General features: G+C 45.6%; 20 protein-coding genes. 7 read left to right on the forward strand and 13 right to left on the reverse strand.

Features of this window, described 5'->3' with window-relative positions:
- The first annotated feature begins 190 nt into the window (after nucleotides 1-190).
- Nucleotides 191-907, forward strand: coding sequence for a Crp/Fnr family transcriptional regulator (locus MHB85_RS20720; protein ID WP_091018177.1), 717 nt, complete (start codon nucleotides 191-193; stop codon nucleotides 905-907).
- A gap of 87 nt (nucleotides 908-994) precedes the next feature.
- Here the strand turns inward: MHB85_RS20720 and MHB85_RS20725 are convergent, their stop codons facing one another.
- The 6 genes from MHB85_RS20725 to MHB85_RS20750 all read right to left on the reverse strand — a co-directional run bounded on the left by MHB85_RS20725 (nucleotide 995) and on the right by MHB85_RS20750 (nucleotide 6,488).
- Entirely contained in the window at nucleotides 995-1,753 is a 759-nt protein-coding gene (locus tag MHB85_RS20725) for a hypothetical protein (RefSeq protein WP_341073626.1), read from the reverse strand.
- Nucleotides 1,754-1,905: 152 nt separating this feature from the next.
- Nucleotides 1,906-2,637, reverse strand: coding sequence for a hypothetical protein (locus MHB85_RS20730; protein ID WP_105599559.1), 732 nt, complete (start codon nucleotides 2,635-2,637; stop codon nucleotides 1,906-1,908).
- A gap of 191 nt (nucleotides 2,638-2,828) precedes the next feature.
- Nucleotides 2,829-3,125: a winged helix-turn-helix transcriptional regulator gene (locus MHB85_RS20735; protein ID WP_167483707.1), complete on the reverse strand. Its 297-nt coding sequence runs from the start codon at nucleotides 3,123-3,125 to the stop codon at nucleotides 2,829-2,831.
- A gap of 331 nt (nucleotides 3,126-3,456) precedes the next feature.
- On the reverse strand, nucleotides 3,457-4,185 hold the full coding sequence (locus tag MHB85_RS20740) for a ThuA domain-containing protein (RefSeq protein WP_017687549.1): 729 nt from the start codon (nucleotides 4,183-4,185) through the stop codon (nucleotides 3,457-3,459).
- Between the two features lie 24 nt (nucleotides 4,186-4,209).
- A complete protein-coding gene (locus MHB85_RS20745) occupies nucleotides 4,210-5,178 on the reverse strand; it encodes a sugar phosphate isomerase/epimerase family protein (RefSeq protein ID WP_017687548.1) in 969 nt (322 codons plus the stop codon).
- Between the two features lie 197 nt (nucleotides 5,179-5,375).
- The gene (locus tag MHB85_RS20750) at nucleotides 5,376-6,488 is read right to left on the reverse strand and encodes a Gfo/Idh/MocA family oxidoreductase (RefSeq protein ID WP_192134032.1); all 1,113 of its coding nucleotides are present in this window, start codon (nucleotides 6,486-6,488) and stop codon (nucleotides 5,376-5,378) included.
- A gap of 190 nt (nucleotides 6,489-6,678) precedes the next feature.
- Here MHB85_RS20750 and MHB85_RS20755 point away from each other — a divergent pair, with 190 nt between their 5' ends.
- A complete protein-coding gene (locus tag MHB85_RS20755; protein ID WP_036674960.1) occupies nucleotides 6,679-7,497 on the forward strand; it encodes an AraC family transcriptional regulator in 819 nt (272 codons plus the stop codon).
- 25 nt (nucleotides 7,498-7,522) lie between these two features.
- On the opposite strand, the gene MHB85_RS20760 is transcribed toward MHB85_RS20755, so the two are convergent.
- Both MHB85_RS20760 and MHB85_RS20765 read right to left on the reverse strand, forming a co-directional pair.
- Entirely contained in the window at nucleotides 7,523-7,837 is a 315-nt protein-coding gene (locus MHB85_RS20760; RefSeq protein WP_036614451.1) for a hypothetical protein, read from the reverse strand.
- Between the two features lie 32 nt (nucleotides 7,838-7,869).
- Nucleotides 7,870-8,808 carry a Gfo/Idh/MocA family protein gene (locus MHB85_RS20765; RefSeq protein ID WP_192134034.1) on the reverse strand — a complete coding sequence of 313 codons (939 nt, stop codon included), beginning with the start codon at nucleotides 8,806-8,808 and terminating at the stop codon, nucleotides 7,870-7,872.
- Nucleotides 8,809-9,007: 199 nt separating this feature from the next.
- Between MHB85_RS20765 and MHB85_RS20770 the strand changes: the two genes are divergently transcribed.
- Together MHB85_RS20770 and msrA are read left to right on the forward strand one after the other, a co-directional pair.
- Entirely contained in the window at nucleotides 9,008-9,619 is a 612-nt protein-coding gene (locus MHB85_RS20770; protein WP_036614914.1) for a TVP38/TMEM64 family protein, read from the forward strand.
- Nucleotides 9,620-9,800: 181 nt separating this feature from the next.
- The gene (gene msrA, locus MHB85_RS20775; RefSeq protein WP_192134036.1) at nucleotides 9,801-10,763 is read left to right on the forward strand and encodes a peptide-methionine (S)-S-oxide reductase MsrA; all 963 of its coding nucleotides are present in this window, start codon (nucleotides 9,801-9,803) and stop codon (nucleotides 10,761-10,763) included.
- A gap of 103 nt (nucleotides 10,764-10,866) precedes the next feature.
- Here the strand turns inward: msrA and MHB85_RS20780 are convergent, their stop codons facing one another.
- The 3 genes from MHB85_RS20780 to MHB85_RS20790 all read right to left on the reverse strand — a co-directional run bounded on the left by MHB85_RS20780 (nucleotide 10,867) and on the right by MHB85_RS20790 (nucleotide 13,730).
- A complete protein-coding gene (locus MHB85_RS20780) occupies nucleotides 10,867-12,102 on the reverse strand; it encodes an MFS transporter (RefSeq protein ID WP_192134038.1) in 1,236 nt (411 codons plus the stop codon).
- A gap of 81 nt (nucleotides 12,103-12,183) precedes the next feature.
- Nucleotides 12,184-12,792 carry a TetR/AcrR family transcriptional regulator gene (locus MHB85_RS20785; protein WP_192134040.1) on the reverse strand — a complete coding sequence of 203 codons (609 nt, stop codon included), beginning with the start codon at nucleotides 12,790-12,792 and terminating at the stop codon, nucleotides 12,184-12,186.
- Nucleotides 12,793-12,929: 137 nt separating this feature from the next.
- On the reverse strand, nucleotides 12,930-13,730 hold the full coding sequence (locus tag MHB85_RS20790) for a lipid II flippase Amj family protein (RefSeq protein WP_036614460.1): 801 nt from the start codon (nucleotides 13,728-13,730) through the stop codon (nucleotides 12,930-12,932).
- Between the two features lie 390 nt (nucleotides 13,731-14,120).
- On the opposite strand from MHB85_RS20790, the gene MHB85_RS20795 reads away from it, so the two are divergent.
- Entirely contained in the window at nucleotides 14,121-14,591 is a 471-nt protein-coding gene (locus MHB85_RS20795) for a DUF2188 domain-containing protein (RefSeq protein WP_192134042.1), read from the forward strand.
- 122 nt (nucleotides 14,592-14,713) lie between these two features.
- Here MHB85_RS20795 and MHB85_RS20800 read toward each other — a convergent pair whose 3' ends face one another.
- A complete protein-coding gene (locus MHB85_RS20800) occupies nucleotides 14,714-15,448 on the reverse strand; it encodes a YitT family protein (RefSeq protein WP_192134044.1) in 735 nt (244 codons plus the stop codon).
- A 292-nt stretch (nucleotides 15,449-15,740) separates the two neighbouring features.
- Complete coding sequence (locus MHB85_RS20805; protein WP_192134046.1) at nucleotides 15,741-15,890, reverse strand: hypothetical protein; 150 nt, start codon at nucleotides 15,888-15,890, stop codon at nucleotides 15,741-15,743.
- Nucleotides 15,891-16,397: 507 nt separating this feature from the next.
- Here MHB85_RS20805 and MHB85_RS20810 point away from each other — a divergent pair.
- On the forward strand, nucleotides 16,398-17,435 hold the full coding sequence (locus MHB85_RS20810; protein WP_083677397.1) for a nucleotide-binding protein: 1,038 nt from the start codon (nucleotides 16,398-16,400) through the stop codon (nucleotides 17,433-17,435).
- Nucleotides 17,432-17,665, forward strand: a complete 234-nt coding sequence (locus MHB85_RS20815; protein ID WP_017687536.1) for a hypothetical protein — start codon at nucleotides 17,432-17,434, stop codon at nucleotides 17,663-17,665. Before MHB85_RS20810 ends, MHB85_RS20815 begins: the two co-directional genes overlap by 4 nt.
- Nucleotides 17,666-17,811 lie beyond the last annotated feature (146 nt).

The raw sequence follows: 17,811 nt of genomic DNA on the forward strand, positions 1-17,811 counted from the left end.
CCCTTTCCTTCCCCCTCAAACGGTAAGATTAGGTATATACTGAACTTAAAAATTGAACCACCGCAATTTGTACCGTCCTTCCTCCCGGCCGAGATGACCCTGATCAGGACGGCAACGGTTTGCGGCAAACCTCGGAGACTACTGGAAACTACAGAAGGTCGTCCGATGGACATAAAGGGGAGATAGACTTATGACAGAACTAACAACTGTACTGGAAAAGCGCGGCAATACCAATTGTTTCTCGGAAGCGAATTTCAACCATTTGCTGGTTACCATGAAAGATAGAACCTATCCGGAAGGTACACATCTGTACTGGGAAGGAGACGTCTCTGACAAACTTTATTATATGAAACGGGGCCGTGCACAGATCACCAAATCCACGGATGAAGGCAAGGAACTAATCATGTACATGTATCAGTCCGGTGATATGATTGGGCAGGCTGATCCCTTTTTTGGCTCTAAACACAGCTTCTCAGCGGAAGTGCTGGAGGATAGTGAGATCGGTGTACTGGAGCATAAAGACCTGGAGATGTTAATCTGCCAGCATTGTGACTTTGCGATCGACTTTATGAAATGGATGGGCATCCACCACCGGTTGACACAGACCAAATTCCGGGATCTCATGTTATATGGCAAACCGGGTGCACTTTGCTCCACCCTCATTCGGTTGTCGAATTCGTATGGTGAGCCGCATGGAGAGCATGTCATTATTCACAAAAAAATTACCCACACGGACCTGTCCAATATGATTGGAGCCACTCGTGAAAGTGTAAACCGCATGTTAAGCGACCTGCGTAAGAAAGATGGGATTGAATATGACAATGGCATGATTGTCATCAAAGATCTGAAGATGCTGCAAGGAATCTGTCACTGTGAACTTTGCCCGAACGAGATCTGTCGTATTTAATATTTGACTATGCTAATCGGATGTTGCTTATATATTTAATGAAAAAAAGCCCAGTTCTCTAAAAAGAGATTGGGCTTCTTGGTATACTTAGGATGCATTGGTCAATTCAAGCTTTACCGCATCACGTGGATTCAATTTCATGTCCAGACCATTTTCCATTAATTCTTTGTCATTCACCATAATGACCCATCGCTCATTCATACGAGGCGTAACATTCTCGACCGAAACAACAAATTTGTTATTCTCCGACATTCTTACAATGCCGCTGGACTTCAACACATCACGAACTGTGCACTCTTGAACGTAGACGCCGGCATATTGACGATTAAGGGTTGGCATAATGTTTCCACCGCTAACCTTGAGTAACGTTGTCTGATATGCAACGCCATCCCCCTCACTGTCAGCGGCTTTCACGTAAATGATCACTTCATCTTTGGCATGAAGTTCCATGTCCCAATCTTCCTGCTCAATATCCTTGCCATTCAATTTGACAGCCCAGCTAAGCGAAGAATCCAGAGAAACTTCACCGACGGATTGAATCCGTTTGCCATCTGCCGTAAAATCGACCAGTCCGCTATTGAGTAATGCTTTTTTGAGTGTCAAACCCTCACTAAAATCTCGCTTAATGGACTTTGTTGCATCAGGCAAAAACGTACTGCCATCTACAGCCACTGTGATTGTATTCGCTGTTTCTGTCTCTTTGACAATTGGCTGCTCAGAAGGCTGTGTCTCACTACAACCAGCCAAGATCGCCAGTAGGAGCAAACATATACCTATGTAACCGGGGATTTTCTTCATCATGTAGGTAACACCACCCTGCGTAAAATCATTCACCCTGTTGTCCATAACCTCTATTATGGCACAACCTTCGGCAAAAAAAAGTGTCAAAGCCGTTACTTTTATTGCGCGTGCCCTCCAGAGAGGGCTTATACAACAAAGAGAGCCTGCACACAGGCTCTCCAATCGATATCATTTTTATGTTCTCATTGGTTACGTTATCACTGGACACTAGCCTGCATATATGTCCGTCCTCCATCGCCATCTTTCAGATATGGATTAAGCCCAAAGAACTGCTCCTCAGATACGTATACACCTGTCAGCAATCGCCCTTCAAGCAATCCACCGTCCACCTGCACGCAGCATGAAGGTGCGTCTACATACTCCTGATACAACGGAATCTGCCCATATTGTTGATGTACCTTGAACACCTTCCCTTGCTCATGCAAAGGTCGTTCCGAAAAATAGGTAGGCACAATATAACGGGCAATGACATCCAGTTCCTGCACGCTGTAAAAGGGTTCATCACCCAGCCATGGTGCAAACATTCGAATCTTCTCATATTGTGACCAAACAACCGCCTGAATCAGCATTTCTGCCTGAACCAGCCGACCTTCTCCCACATCCAGAACCAACCGCTTACCATGGATGGTTTCTTCCATCTGAGAAGTCGTTGAATCAGGTTGTCCCAGCTCACATCCGATACACTTCCAGCCCCTGGACGTTTGAATCCATTTTTGCAGCACCGCCGGAGCTAATCTCGGACCATCGCTGTTCACAGAATGCGTATTCACTTCGGCAAGATCATCCTTAATTGAACGGGAATATGCTGTGCGCTTGAACAACTCCGCAGCTTTTTTATAAATTAGATGGACCTGAATGGATGCGCTCTCAAGTTCTGCAATATCTTCTTTGCCGTAGCGTACTTCACGGGATAAGCTTTCTTCTCTCATGACAAGTGGGCCTCCTTCGCTCCGGCCGTCTGTGGCCATTTTCTATAGATTATACTACAACTCATGACAACATGTGCATAGCCCAAGAGAAAAACGCCGATCAACCTAATACTTAAGACAAAAACCCCTGATTTCCACGGAAATCAGGAGTCTATGTCATTCATGTAACAAAAGTGGGTGATGCTTATACGTTAGTCAACCCACTGCTCAGCCCAGTCTTGAATTTGATTCATGACGGGCTGGAGCGCTCTACCTTTTTCCGTCAGTTCATATTCAATACGAACTGGCGTCTCGGGATAGACGTGACGAACCAGAATACCTTCACTCTCCAGATCTTTCATCCGTTCGGATAACATCTTATCACTCATGGATGGAATCAGATTGGAGATATCCTTGAATCGCTTCGAACCACTCATCAACGTTTGAATAATTAAACCATTCCAGCGCTTGCCCAAAAAAGAAAACGCCGTCTCGAAACGCGGACACATCCGCAAGTCTTGACCTTCCACATTAATCACCTCTTTAGAGATCACTCAAATCAACTTACATTTTGTTAGTATATTTCATAATAACATATTTAAGCTTCAAAGAAAACGCCTGCAACTAAAAAGTTTAAATTTTAGAAGCATAACATCCAAAATGGATCATACATCCCAGTATACATTACACGCTGCGTCGTAACCATGGGAAATATCGTATAACTTCCCCATAGTACTATCTTACCCAAAAAGAACCCAACTGCCACAGTCATCATCGACTCGGAGAAGGGTTCTTTTTGAATGAAACTTATAATTTCCATTTCACGATTGAGTTAGTGAATTAGACCAGCACACCACCAAATGGTCTTACAGGTTCGCTCTTGCCAAATTCCGGCTTAAAACTGCGGGCAGGATATGCCCATTTAACAGCATTGCTGATCACTCTTAATATTTCCGGCTTGTAATAGGTCGGATACGTCTCATGACCTGGTCGGAAATAAAAGATTTTACCTTCACCACGCCGGAACGTACATCCGCTCCGGAATACTTCCCCACCCTGGAAGTTACTTACAAACACCAGTTCATCTGGTACTGGAATATCGAAGAATTCGCCGTACATCTCTTCTTTTTCCAATACAATCTTGCCTTCGATGCCATCCGCAATCGGATGAGATGGGTTAACACACCATACAATTTCCTGCTCGTCAGCTACACGCCACTTCAGATCGCAGCTGGTTCCCATCAGCGCTTTGAATGGTTTGGAGAAATGACCTGAATGGAGCACAATCATTCCCATCCCGTTCAGCACTCGCTGCGCGACCTTCTGCGAGATCTCATCGCTTACGCGATCATGTGCCATATGTCCCCACCATATGAGCACATCTGTGGAATTCAGCACTTCATCACTTAATCCGTGTTCAGGCTGATCCAGTGTAGCTGTACGAATAGCAAAGCCTTCGCCGCCAAGTCCGTCAGCCAGTGCTCGATGCAGACCATCCGGGTAGACTTCCCTTACTTCATCGTGAATTTTCTCATGGACAAATTCATTCCAAATGGTGACGTTGATCATATTCAATTTCCCCCTAGTGTAGCTCTAAACCCACCACATATCGCCCAGCGGTTCTTCGATTAATACTTGCTGGAGATTTTGCACGGCTTTAGAGAATCCTTCTTCAACCGACATCAGACCGTCTTCGTGCTCAATACTTACTACATAATCATATCCGACCAGACGCAAGGCACTCATAATATCTGCCCAAGTCTTGTTATCATGTCCATAACCAACCGAGCGGAACTGCCAAGCCCGATCCAGCATATTGGTATAGTCCTGCATATCCGTTACACCGTGTTTGTTCACGTTTACCGGATCAATTGTTGTATCTTTTGCATGGAAGTGATGGATGGCTCCTTCACGTCCCAAGATGTGAATTGCCTGAACCGGATCAATACCTTGCCACCACATGTGACTTGGGTCAAGATTGGCTCCGATCACTTCACCTGCTGCTTCACGCAGTCTCAGCAATGTTGCTGGAGTATGAACGGAGAATCCACCGTGCAGCTCCAATCCAACTTTTACGTTACGATCTGCTGCAAATTTCCCCCACTCTGTCCAGTAAGGGATAACTTTGTTCTCCCACTGCCACTTCAGGATCTCCTGGAAGTCATTTGGCCATGGTGCAACAGGCCAGTTCGGATATTTGGCATCCTCATGATCTCCCGGACAACCGGAGAAAGTATTCACTACAGGTACTTCCAGCTTCTCAGCCAGTTCTACCGATTTAACAAAATCATCGTGAAATCCTTTGGCAATATCCTTTTGCGGATGTAGCGGGTTACCGTGACAGCTAAGTGCACTGATCGTCAAACCACGTGATTCCACTGCATTTTTGAAATTTTTCAGTGCTGTAGGATTGCTTAACAACTCATCTGGCTTACAATGTGCATTGCCTGGATGTCCGCCTGTTCCGATCTCTACTGCTTTTAATCCCTTGGATGCTACATAATCAAGAGCATCCTCCAATTTACGTCCTCCGAATAGTACCAAAAATACGCCGAGTTTCAAGTGCGATTCCTCCCTGGATTAGATATCGTATGATTGCTGAATTCATGAATATTGAACTACAATTACCGTTCAGATCACATGCCTGTTTGATTAGTGTGGAAAATCGAGAGTGTTTCTATCCTGAAATTGAACGTAAGAATACTGGTTATTCTGCTTCACTCGTAAGAGCATCAAGCTTCGAACACTTTTTACTCAGACTAGTGGGATTCCACGGTTTCAATCTCAGTTTGAACTGTGCGAGTTACTGCAAAAGAATCATAGCTGCTCTCCAGATGTATGTGCTTGCCTTCAAGTGAAGAACGCTGGAATGAATGCATGGCTTCCAGTACGTGATAAGCAAGCTTGCCACTGGCTTTGTGTTCCCGTCCGGCACGAATGGATTCGACCATCTCAGTTACGCCAATGCCTCGTTCGTTTTGTCCACTTTCGAAGACTGGTTTGACCGTCTCCCAAGTATCTTGACCGTATCTGCGAACCTTCACTTCCCCGTTAAAATAATTGGGGTCCGGTACACTAAGCGTACCTTCTGTACCATAGATTTCAATACGTGGCAGATCCGAAGCTCCGCGAATATCAAAACTGGTGATCATGGTTGCAATGGCACCTTCTGCAAAATCAATGGTTCCTGCCAAGTGAGTAGGCGTCTCTACTTGTAGTGCTGTGCCTTCCTTCGGCCCAGAGCCAATCTTGCGATCTGCAATCTGTATGCCTGCCGAGGCGCTGATTCTGCGAATCGGTCCAAGCAGCGTAATCAGAGCGGTCAGGTAGTAAGGTCCCATATCAAACATCGGTCCGCCACCTGCGACATAAAAGAACTCCGGATTAGGATGCCAAGCTTCTGGTCCTCCACCCATAAAGAATGAAGTCGCTGCAACCGGCTTGCCAATCAGCCCATCCTCAATCGCTTTACGAGCTGTCTGTATGCCTGAACCAAGGAAGGTATCCGGTGCAGAACCAACATACAATCCCTTTTCCTCAGCCAACTCAACAACCTTGCGACCATCCTCAAGAGAAATTGCCAGCGGCTTCTCGGCATACACATGTTTGCCTGCTTCGAGTGCAGCCAGATCGGTCATCGCGTGACTGCCAGGAACCGTAAGGTTCAACACAAGTTCAATTTCGTTATTTTGCAGCAACTCATCTACATTGTAAACGTTTGCGATATTAAATTCATCTGCCCGTTCCTGAGCGCGTTCACGAATCAAATCCGCAACAGCCACGACTTCAATGATCGCGTTGTTTTTGAGATTTTCCAAGTAGATGGCGCTGATGTTACCACACCCGATGATGCCTGCTTTCATTTTCTCCACTGTGACGTTCATCTCCTTACGCATGGTGAAAATCTGCGTTTGAATGGTTGAGATACATATGTTTTGTTGGATGTTTCCTGTTCCTTAAATCTAATACTATGGTATTCCGTTTCAGCTTCAATTAAAATGAATAATATGATTGAAACATGAACTATCTGGTCATAATTTTCAAATTGCAAGGAGTATGCCCATGCCGACAGATCAAACCTGCCAAGTTCTTACAGCAGGCTTTTCATTTCATCGTAAACCCTACGCTATGGTGCAGCCTGAAGGGGTGAAGAACTACCTGTTAAGACTGCAAACAGACGGACGTTGCCGTGCACGCATAGACGGGGACATGTCCCTGGTGGATGCGGGCGATCTGCTTCTTTTTGACCCTGACGAGCCCTATGAGCTGAGAATAGACAATGAAACCAATCCGATGGGAGAACGACTGGTAGAGAGTGGCGACTATCACATCTTCTTTAATGGTTCCTGGGTGGATGAGTGGTGGAAACGTCACAAACGGCCGACCCGAATCAAAGTCGAACTGACGGAAAGCCTCTTGGTCCTGTTTCGACAGCTCGTACTGGAGCAGCGCCGCATCTCCAATCCTTATCCGGAGATTTCAAGTTATTATATGCGAATTTTATGTCTCGAAGTGGATCGTCTGCTCGCGGAGCATCCAACGATAACCAACACCAATTATGTGGCTTATGAGATCAAAAACTACATTGAAGAAAACGCTTCCTCTTTATTCAAGCTCGATGATGTGGCAACACATATTGGCATTAGTGTCTCACGGGGTGTACATCTCTTCAAAGAAGCGTTTGGAAAAAGCATCATGCAATACACGCTTGACGTACGGCTGAATATGGCCAGGGAACGGATTATTTTCAGTCCAATGACCCTGGAGCAAGTGTCTGAGTCTTCCGGCTTTAACAACTACACCTATTTTCATCGGGTATTCCGTTCCCGGTTCGGCATGTCCCCGAAGGAATTCCGCGTCATTCACCGGGAACAGATGTAATCATACCAGTATACGTAAGTTGAACTTATTTGCGCGCGGCTATGGCCTCGGACACAACCATCGCCAGATCTTCATTTCCAAACATGGACAACACGCCAAGTACCGTATCATCCGGGATCTCACCGGCTTCCTCCTTGGATACAATCAGCTTCTGCACCTGTTGCAAACGCTCGTTGCTCTGCTGATTCGGGTAGGCTTGCCGGTACATCTCTTCCGGGTCCAAACCATTATTGACACACCACTGGGCAAATACGAGGATCATCATCTCTTCTTCCTGTTTATAGGTTTCTACAACAGCTTCCTCGATCTGTTTATTACGTTCCTTTTCATATTCATCCATAACTTGTATTCCTCCGTATGTGTATTCTGCAATTATTTGCGAATCAATTGTTCCGCCAGTTCATGACTGTCCATGACATGACTTGCACTGATCAGGCAATCATCAGGTGAGTCCAGACAAGCCAGGAAATTATCAACTGCTCCGCTAAAACCTCTGCGTGTTAACACGGTGTCCCAGCTCCCGAACGTTTCTTTGGTTTCCAGACTCCCCTGTTCCATGCAGCTGATCGTGTCCATGTTCACCACTTCAGCAGATCGTCCACCACCATGCAATTCGATCTTCTCCAGATCTGCCCCAGCTTCACGCACCATATCGAATCGACCGTAGGCTGTTCTGCCCAGCTTGGCCGTTCCGGTTGCGTGCAGCAGTCTGTCCAGATCATTCTTCCGAATCCATTGATGAAGCAACTCCACATTATGATCCGAGTACCACAACATCAGATCCAGTATATGGATGAGATCATCATAGATGGTTTCTGCCGCAGGACGATCCTGAATGCCTGTACGATGTTTGGTCACTGTCAAGGATTCAAAACCTTTTCCACCCTGCATCCATTCTTTCGCTTTTTGGTACATCGGTGCGAATCTACGGTTGAAGCCTACTGCGAGTAGCAGCCCTTGTGCCTCGGCAAAAGCAGTCATCTCTTCCGACTCCCGAATCGTATAGGATAACGGTTTGTCTACGTACACGGCTAATCCCTGTTCCAGACATTGCATGACAATGTCAAAGTGCGCTTCCGTTGCTGTATGTACAAACACCGCATCCAAGTCCCAGGACAACAGTTCTTTCAGATCCGTTGTTCCCCGTTCTAATCGATACGCCTCCTGAACGGCTTTGACCGGCTCCGGAGATCGGTTCATAATGCCTACAATCTCCACGTTCGGATGAGCTGTTAACAGCGGCAAATATACTTTACGTGCAATATCGCCGAGGCCGATAATTGCAACTCGTTTACGTTGGGTTGTTTCCATGATGATCATTCCACCTTCAGTTCGGTTCTATATTTCCACGTCCTATAGTGTAACCCTTCGGACAGCAACTTGCCAGTGATTGCAGCACACTTCGCACGAATTGTTCAGACAATGGGCGAACGTGGTAAACTTATAAGGAACAGCAGTACAGATCGGGACACGACCAGACCTGCCTGATCTGAAAGGAGCGTTTGGGATTTTGCGAAAATGGTTATGGCTCCTCCTATATGTTTTACTTGCTGGAGTCACGTTTATTTACAGATATGAACTGCTGGCCTGGACCGATCTCCATCAGTCCATTCCGCTGTTACTCGCCATGGCAACATTGTTTGCTCTTGTGCCTGTAATCCCTTATAAGTTTGTTATTATCGCCTTTGGTTACAGTTACGGTACCACCACAGCAGCCTGGATATGCTGGCTTGGCACCACACTTGCAGCCATGCTCGTCTATGGCGGAGCAAGAACCATCTTCAGACATCAGGCGAGATCGTACCTCGAACGTATTCGAGGTCTAAACCGTTTTACCACATGGATGGAAGCACATCCGTTCATGGGTGTCATGTCGATGCGACTGTTGCCGATCGTGCCTCAGATGGCAGTTAATATCTACGCAGGTATAACGTACACGCCATTCTGGGTCTTCATGCTTGCCACGGCCATTGGGAAAATGCCAGCGATTTTTGTATTTGCCTATGCAGGTGCACAGGCTGAAACCTCAATCTGGCTGAGCCTGGCCATCCTTGCCGGATATCTGGTGTTCATGGCCATTGTATTACTCTTATTTCGCTTTCGGTCACGCAATAAAGCCTGAATTCAGAATTTGCAAACCGTTCAGATTCAGCTTGTTTTCATTCCGGCTTGGTTGGCTTGCCAATTCAGGATATAATAGAAGAGCAAGCCTAATGCTTGTGTAACAAGTTTTAATAAAACGGTAGATTGCTGGAGCTCGAACACGAGCGCTAAATCTTCATCAGAAATGGAGTGACTATAGCATGGAACAACATTCAAGTGAGTTAGCAACTTTTGCAGGCGGATGCTTCTGGTGTATGGTATCCCCCTTTGAAGAACTGCCCGGTATTCATAAGATCGTATCGGGTTATACAGGAGGACATACCGAGAATCCAACATATGAAGAGGTCTGCTCGGAGACAACAGGACATGTAGAAGCTGTGCAAATTACGTTTGACCCTGCCATCTTCCCTTATAAGAAACTGGTTGAACTGTTCTGGCAGCAGATTGATCCTACGGATACAGGCGGACAATTCCATGACCGTGGATCTTCCTATCAGACGGCCATCTTCTATCACAGCGAAGAACAGCGCCAGATTGCGGAAACTTCCAAAACGGAGCTGGGACAAAGCGGACGTTTTGACAAACCAATCTTCACTCCGATCTTGCCAGCCAAACCGTTCTATGAAGCGGAAGAACATCACCAAAATTATCACCGGAAGAACCCTGCCCATTACAAACGCTACAGCAAAGGTTCTGGACGTGTAGATTTCATCGAACGCAACTGGACCGGTAACGTGGATAAAGACGGGCTGAAAGAGCGTTTGACGCCGCTTCAATATGAAGTTACGCAGAACAGCGCGACCGAGCCTGCATTCCATAACGAATTCTGGGATCACCACGGTGATGGTATCTATGTGGACATCGTATCTGGCGAGCCATTGTTCAGTTCTACCGACAAATACGACTCCGGCTGCGGCTGGCCGAGCTTCACACGTCCATTGCGTGACCACAACGTGAAGGAAAAAACTGATCTCAGCCACTTCATGATTCGTACCGAAGTGAGAAGTCGTGAGGGCGATTCCCATCTGGGTCACCTGTTCAACGATGGTCCTGCCGAAGCAGGTGGAATGCGTTATTGCATCAACTCTGCGGCACTTCGTTTTGTACCCAAAGAAGACTTGCAAAAAGAAGGATACGGTGAGTACGCCGTCCTTTTCCAATAAGTTATAATACAAATACAAAAAGAGCAGTGGGATGATCCCGCTGCTTTTTTGTTGTACATTCTTGTTTTAATAGACGAACTATTATTGCACAAGAATGCATTGATTAGGTTTGGCTCGAAGAGATTTCCGAATTCAATTGATTGGCAGGAGCCGTCTGATCATTACGAAATTGAATTCGCATCGCTGGAACAATACCCAGGATCATCACGGTAACCGAGATTGCATAGACGATAAAAATGGATGTGCTGTTCATCAGTACACCTGCCATGGAAGATCCAAGAAGCATACTTCCTATGAATAAAGGTGTGATGGTGCCATTCACTCTCCCGATCAAATGCTCATCTATCCGAGTGACCAAGTATGTGGAGATGATGACGTTGATGAATGCCATACTGATTGAGCTTAAGAAGCTGATCAAAAGGGTCAGCCAGAACCAACTGGATAACACTTCCCCCATCGTGGCTACAGCCAGACACAGCACACCTACAAGCAGAGTTAAGGTCTGGTTCAGCTTAGCACTTACAGCAGCCGCAATACCTCCTCCAATCAATAAACCTATTCCGGACGCACCAGACAAAAACTGTAACGACGTTGCTTCAAGTCCCAGACGTTCAGTGATCAGAAATATTCCAAGTGGACTGATGAGACCCGCTGAAAGCCCTATACAGATGAATACCAGACTAAGCATTTTTAACGAGCGAGATCGAGCAACATATTGCCAGCCCTCTTTGATATCCGCTAATAATGAGGTATTTGTTTCCCGTTGAGTGGCGTCTTTAGGCAGCAATGTGAGTAGAAGCGCAGAGATGAGGAATAAAGTGAGTAATGCGTACATGGATGCCTGAATGCCCATTGCAGTGTATATAAACGTTCCGACGATTGGTCCGAGAATTAAAAACAACGATTGACCACTCTGTGTAATAGCAATTGCAGACTGCAAATGTTCTCCCTTTACATTTCGCCTCACAATCTTTAGAGAGGATGGTTGAGAAAACTGGCTAACGATAGAGGATACAAACGTGGCTACGTATAGAATCTGCCAATACCCAGAAGATAAAACGCCAATAATCATGACAATAGACAACGCACTCAGAATATCCCCCAGTATCATCGTACGTTTGGGATTCCAGCGATCAGCAAGTGCACCGCCTATGATGGAGAAAACAAAAATCGGGGCATATTCAAGTACGGTAATCAGCGAGACAGCTATTGGACTTCCTTGAGTTCGATCCATTACATAATAGAGGATTGCCATATTCCGGATCCATATCGCCAGATTTTGCAGCAGATCAGACCCTGTCACGATTAAAAAAGCTTTGTTTCTGAACAATGTGTTCATTTTCCATCTCCTCTTTTAAACCGACTGTCCGGTTTATTAATCTTTAAAAAGAAAAACTGACGTTACATCAGCTTTTCATGGTTAACGTTGTTGAATGCCTGCCAGCAGACCGGCCATGCCTTTGTGGTAAATACGACGAATATCCGTCAGGTCCTTCTCATAATAGAGTGTAGTCAATCCGCTAAACAGACCGTAGATAATGTGCATTACATCCTGTGGGTCATCCGGTTTTAACTCCCCATCTTCCATCCCTTTAGTAATAATGAACTCGTATGTCGCATACGGAATTCGGATCAGGGAAAGCATCTCATCAAGCATCTCCTGACTGACGACCTGACCCGAGACAAACTCGTTAATGGCGTGATTCAGCGGGTTAGCCAAATCATCCACGTAATGGTCAGCAAGTCCGTACAATTTGTCTATGGCAGTCTTATACCCGGATTCTTTGTCCAGCCAAGCATCCATCCAATCTTCATTGTTAAGCTTGATTAGATACATGAATAACTCTTCTTTGCTTTTGAAATGATAATAGATGCTGCCTTTACTCCGATTGTTAATCGTACATATGTCTTCCATGGAAGTTGCACTATATCCCTTTTGGGCAAACAGTTCCTTGGTATTACGTGCAATGTCTTTCTTTATCTGTGTAACATCTTTTCTTCGTTTAACTTCGATTGGAAAAACCTCCATAAATTAAACCGACTATTCGGTCTAATAGTATCACAGCACAAATACTCCGTCAATTCATTTTGCACAGGCACCCTCTCATTTGCTGTTTCAAAAGGATGTACAAGAGAGTGCCTGGCTACAATTCAGGAAAGAAGAAGTCACATCATACTTACAATCCAACCGATCCAATACGCAAATGGAATTAATAACAACTGTGCCAACAGTGTACCGAATAAACGGGATACGAGCATGCAACCATAAATCTGATTCATGCGATCCAAACGGATCTCGCCACGTAATGATTTGTCACTGAGCAGGGAAATCCGCGGATCAATCAGGATGGTTAACAAAATAGTCGCTATTCCGTTAATTAACCCGGTTGATTGGGATGCAGCTACAGCCTGCCCTGGGTAAAGGTACGCTGCGTATAAGCTGGACAGGACACCTGTGGTATAGATTGCGGTTACCGCTACATTAAGCAGCATTAACCGTCTTGGCATCCCATGTTGTACCAATCGTTTGGCCATCTTCCAGGATGGCGGGGTGATGTAATACGTTGCATTTCTAATCTTGCTTCGCTTCAGCATACCGCGAACCATCGCAGGGATGGAACCGGCTGCTTCAAAATGTACAACCATTCTTGATGAGAGCTTCACCATGGTTGGAAAACACAATATGGCTAATGCCGTTCCAATTGTTGCCGCACCCATTAACCAGTGCAGCTGCGCCGCAAAGTGTGGATTGGTTCCACGTGTTGCAGTATCCACTAGATTACCTACCATCGGACCCTGGGCCATATTCGAGGTTCGAGAAACCAACAACAAGATACCTGCCAATGAAATGGCCAACGCGATTCTGCGGGTGCGTAATCCACCGAGGCGGAGCGCGTATGACAAGCTGTCTGCGGCATGAATCAGCATGGTGAACAGCATAGGGATTGCCAGGCTAAGACTAAACATATGTATGTACTCCTTTATATTCCTGTTATTGAACTTATTTCTTTCATGGACAGCATTATACTCCTCTGGCTTGCAAAAGTATAGGAACGAGATCCTTCTATATAAGTTGAACTAAAGAATATTTACACTGGACACTCCGATGACAGAACAACCTTCCGATCGCTGTTATCCCCAGATTTTTTGATTCCTTTTAGAAAGGGGTAAATCCGGGGATAAAGGCGAACACTTCGTTTCTTCAGGTTTTTTCTGTCCTCTCCGTTTCGTGTAAATGTTTATTTCAATTTATATAGATCATCGGTAAATGCACTTACGACCTCGGCTGTTCATCGTTTATCCCTCCCCTCACAGGGTAATATACAACTAATCCATTACTGTATAGGAGGGGTTCATATGCCTTGGAACAAACAGGATTATCCGGTATCCATGAAGAACCTGGAACCACGTGTTAGACATAAAGCAATTGAGATTGCCAATGCTCTGCTCGATGACGGGTATGAGGAAGGACGCTCGATTGCCATAGCGACAGCTAAGGCGGAAGAATGGAATGAGAATCATCCCGCACCGGAAAGTTCAAAATCGGACTCCACAACTTCTTCCGATAATTCCAACCCTAAAAAGTCGTCTTCCACGGATCGTCGTCATTCCGAGCCCGTTTCTTCGTCCAAAAGTCATGATAACATCCATGTCGTGCCTACCGACTCCGGTTGGGCGATCAAGGAAGAAGGAAAGTCTACCTATCTGTCCACATTTGATACTAAAGCAGAAGCTGTAGATAAGGCCAAAGAACTGAGTAGCAAACAAAATATTCGAGCGATTATCCATAATCAGGATGGTCAGATTGCTTCTTCGATCAAACCCTGAATGAATCGGAAAACAACAAAATCCCTTTTGCTGCTGAAGAGCAGTCAAAAGGGATTTTGTATGAACTTTAACTATCAAGACCTGAATGTGCATACAGGTTATGGTTGTTCTGAAACGTATGGTTAATTGGATACCCCTCTAGCCACCGTAGTCCGTTGTGAAATAGCAGCAGCGTTAACTGCCTTGGCTGTAGCCGATGGCATCGGCAATTTCACAGCCGAAGTTGTAACCACGGTTCCGCGAGCCGGAACACTAACGACGTACGTGATGACTTTGCTGGCAATCCATACGGCCAGAATCGTATATAAAGTTTCTTTTACCGGAAGAAAGAAAAGCGACAATCCCAATACAAAAGCATCGCTGACAAAGAAAACTGTTCCCAGCTTCCATCCCTTCCAGCGGCTAACCAGCACGGCGAGAATATCGTCTCCACCTGTCGCTCCACCGAATCGAAGCACGATCCCAGCGCCTACCCCTGTCAAAATACCGGATAGAACTGCCGGAATCCACAGATTTCCGTTAAACGACAATACCAGTGTGGAGTATCGTTCAAAGCCGTCATAGAATAGGGAAAATGCACCGACGCCAAGCAATGCCTGAATCATGAATTTCCAGCCTTTGAGGAACCAAGCCAGGATCATGACCGGAATGTCCAATAACAACATACCGATAGCAGGTGATAAGCCTGTTGCGTATTTTCCGAGCAGGGCCAGACCAACAAATCCGCCCTCCGATAAATGATTCTGAAAGTTAATGTGATAATAAGCAAAAGCTAAAATAAATGTACCGAGTAGCATAATGACGAATTTGATCGCCTCTGTTTTAACGTGTTGTAAGGTTAACGATGTTCTCTTCATTCAGGTTCCCTCGCAGTTTGTAGGTTGGTTTTTTATACCGACCGTACCCTGCAAAAGGTAAGCCTGGAAGAAATCATCGTGTACGTCCTTCGAATATTCATTCCAATCCCCTCTTTCGCAGAGTCAGCCGTTTTTTTGAACCGGTTGGTGTACTCTACAAGGGGCGCTATGTGTATGAGAGATCGTAACGTTTCCAGATCGTCCTTGGGGAGATTGTCCTTCGGGAACTCATGGTATCCTGATCCTTTCTGTTCTGTTGTGGTTAGCTGTGCTCAGTTAAACTGAAAAATAACTACAATGCATAAGCTTGAACATTTAATTGTACACTTACACTTGGATTACAGTACCCTCTTTTGATCGCGGTTATCCCCGGATTTTTGGAATTCCATTTTCCCTCTGGGGAAAATCCGGTGATCGCTTGTGCTTCCGAAGCTGCTTTCATTCAAAAAGCTTTCAGGCGAACGCTTCGCTTCTACAGATGGGTTCTGCACTCTTCGTTCCTGTGTAAATTGTAAATCCAACTTACAGCAGTTGCAAGTTCATTCAGTTTAAACACCAAAGCTAACTTGCTTGTTCTTCTATTATATAACACCAACGTGACCGGGTCTAAACAGTAGACCCCTCAAAAACAGGCATAAAGCAGCCTTTGGACTGCTCCAGCAGTCATACGGCAACACCAGGATAAGCAATGCTTGCTAATGGTGCAACCTGCTCCTTTATTCTATGACCAAAGCTTCCAAAAATAACTGTCAGTCACCCAACTGTGACAAATTGGGGCCTTTTTTTATTTTCTTGCGCTTTTTAAAGGAATCATTTTCCTTTCACACATACACTATAGCAAACGTAATCGGCTTATTCTTTGTCCAGTTCAGACGTTTCCAGACTTACTCTGCTGTTTATGGTATAATATAACAATTGAATCCCACTACCGTTTAAGCGAGGCGGATTGATGAAAACGTTAAAGCCAAGAGTCTTTATTGGCTGCTCGCTGGAAGCGAAGCCGATTGCAGCCGCAGTACACGAAAACTTACGTTTTTCAGCCGAAGTTACCCCTTGGTATTCCGGGGTTTTTAATCCAAGCAGCTATACCATGGACGATCTGGAAGTAGAGGTCCGTACGACTGACTTTGCCATTTTTATTTTTCATCCGGATGATATATCCAAAATTCGCGGGAAGTACTACGCGTCGGTCCGGGATAATACAATGCTGGAAATGGGTCTGTTTATGGGTCGTCTGGGACGAAAACGTATTTTTTTCATTCTTCCTGAGGATATTACAGACATCAAGGACACAACCAAGGTCGAAGGATTGCGTATGCCCACAGATCTGCTGGGGTTAAATCCACTCGTATATGAAATCCGTTCTGACGGAAAGTGGGCACCAGCCGTGTCCGTGGCATGTTCCAAAATCGCAGACAGTATTGAGGAACAAGGACGCTGGAGTGATCCAGAATTGGAGAACATCATTGAGGAGCATAAACGCACTGAGGGAGAAGCAAGGTTACAACTGCTTAAGTTGCTGCGGTTCTTTAGGGAATTACTGCGTACCCGCAAAGCAGATGCCAAGATGCTGGAGCGAATGAGCGATGCCTTGCGTACTGCCTTTGTCTCTCATCCTCCATTCGCTGTACGTGGCACAGCCATATACCGTACAGATGACAGTGGTTACATTGAGCAATTATGTGGTAATGTTGGAGAACCGGGGAGAAAGTATGACTTGTCCGCTAACGACGACAAACAACCGGATGATCCCAAGCGCATTCTGGTGATTGATTCTTACCGGGAGAATAAAATCAAGATTAACCTGTATGATGATTACCTTGAGAAAGAGTATCTGCTATGCTATCCTGTAGCCAAGAGGTATGTAATCACCGTTCACATTATTGGACATATTGAAGCGGATGAGGCGGTATTTCAGCAGATTGACCTACAGAATCGTCAACTGTTCAACGCCATCAACGATTTGTTAGGAGGCGAACCGGAATGAAACCGGAAACGAAAAAAATAAGCAAGCGCTGGGGCAGCGAAAAAAAGGTACGCCTCAGTTCTGCGCCCGAATCATCACGACCGGTTCCGGAACCCAAGGAAGAAGATCGTTTCCACAAGCCGGCCGTACCGCTAACTACCATTGGGCCCTCCCTGAAGGGCAAGGAAAGACCTTATAAGGTCATCCTTGAAAAAGAGGCGTTCTACGAAAAGCCTCAATATCTTGCTTAATTTCTGAACACATCATCAAACCTGCCGCTGAATCGGCAGTATTCCATAGGCCCCGCCGCCCAAGGCAGGGGCTTTTTTGTTGCTCATTTTCGCTAAAATAAAGCTACTTCTACTCGTTGACCTGGTGCCATTGTGTTGCGGCAAGT

Source organism: Paenibacillus sp. FSL K6-4396, assembly GCF_038002525.1.
GTDB lineage: Bacteria > Bacillota > Bacilli > Paenibacillales > Paenibacillaceae > Paenibacillus > Paenibacillus amylolyticus_B.

Coding starts and splice junctions, on each gene's coding strand:
- MHB85_RS20755 (WP_036674960.1), top strand. CDS start 6,679: ATGCCGACAGATCAAACCTGCCAAGTTCTTACAGCAGGCTTTTCATTT.
- MHB85_RS20735 (WP_167483707.1), bottom strand. CDS start 3,125: ATGTGTCCGCGTTTCGAGACGGCGTTTTCTTTTTTGGGCAAGCGCTGG.
- MHB85_RS20800 (WP_192134044.1), bottom strand. CDS start 15,448: ATGAAGAGAACATCGTTAACCTTACAACACGTTAAAACAGAGGCGATC.
- MHB85_RS20760 (WP_036614451.1), bottom strand. CDS start 7,837: ATGGATGAATATGAAAAGGAACGTAATAAACAGATCGAGGAAGCTGTT.
- msrA (WP_192134036.1), top strand. CDS start 9,801: ATGGAACAACATTCAAGTGAGTTAGCAACTTTTGCAGGCGGATGCTTC.
- MHB85_RS20790 (WP_036614460.1), bottom strand. CDS start 13,730: ATGTTTAGTCTTAGCCTGGCAATCCCTATGCTGTTCACCATGCTGATT.
- MHB85_RS20730 (WP_105599559.1), bottom strand. CDS start 2,637: ATGAGAGAAGAAAGCTTATCCCGTGAAGTACGCTACGGCAAAGAAGAT.
- MHB85_RS20805 (WP_192134046.1), bottom strand. CDS start 15,890: ATGAAAGCAGCTTCGGAAGCACAAGCGATCACCGGATTTTCCCCAGAG.
- MHB85_RS20785 (WP_192134040.1), bottom strand. CDS start 12,792: ATGGAGGTTTTTCCAATCGAAGTTAAACGAAGAAAAGATGTTACACAG.
- MHB85_RS20780 (WP_192134038.1), bottom strand. CDS start 12,102: ATGAACACATTGTTCAGAAACAAAGCTTTTTTAATCGTGACAGGGTCT.
- MHB85_RS20720 (WP_091018177.1), top strand. CDS start 191: ATGACAGAACTAACAACTGTACTGGAAAAGCGCGGCAATACCAATTGT.
- MHB85_RS20725 (WP_341073626.1), bottom strand. CDS start 1,753: ATGGACAACAGGGTGAATGATTTTACGCAGGGTGGTGTTACCTACATG.
- MHB85_RS20795 (WP_192134042.1), top strand. CDS start 14,121: ATGCCTTGGAACAAACAGGATTATCCGGTATCCATGAAGAACCTGGAA.
- MHB85_RS20815 (WP_017687536.1), top strand. CDS start 17,432: ATGAAACCGGAAACGAAAAAAATAAGCAAGCGCTGGGGCAGCGAAAAA.
- MHB85_RS20740 (WP_017687549.1), bottom strand. CDS start 4,185: ATGATCAACGTCACCATTTGGAATGAATTTGTCCATGAGAAAATTCAC.
- MHB85_RS20765 (WP_192134034.1), bottom strand. CDS start 8,808: ATGGAAACAACCCAACGTAAACGAGTTGCAATTATCGGCCTCGGCGAT.
- MHB85_RS20810 (WP_083677397.1), top strand. CDS start 16,398: ATGAAAACGTTAAAGCCAAGAGTCTTTATTGGCTGCTCGCTGGAAGCG.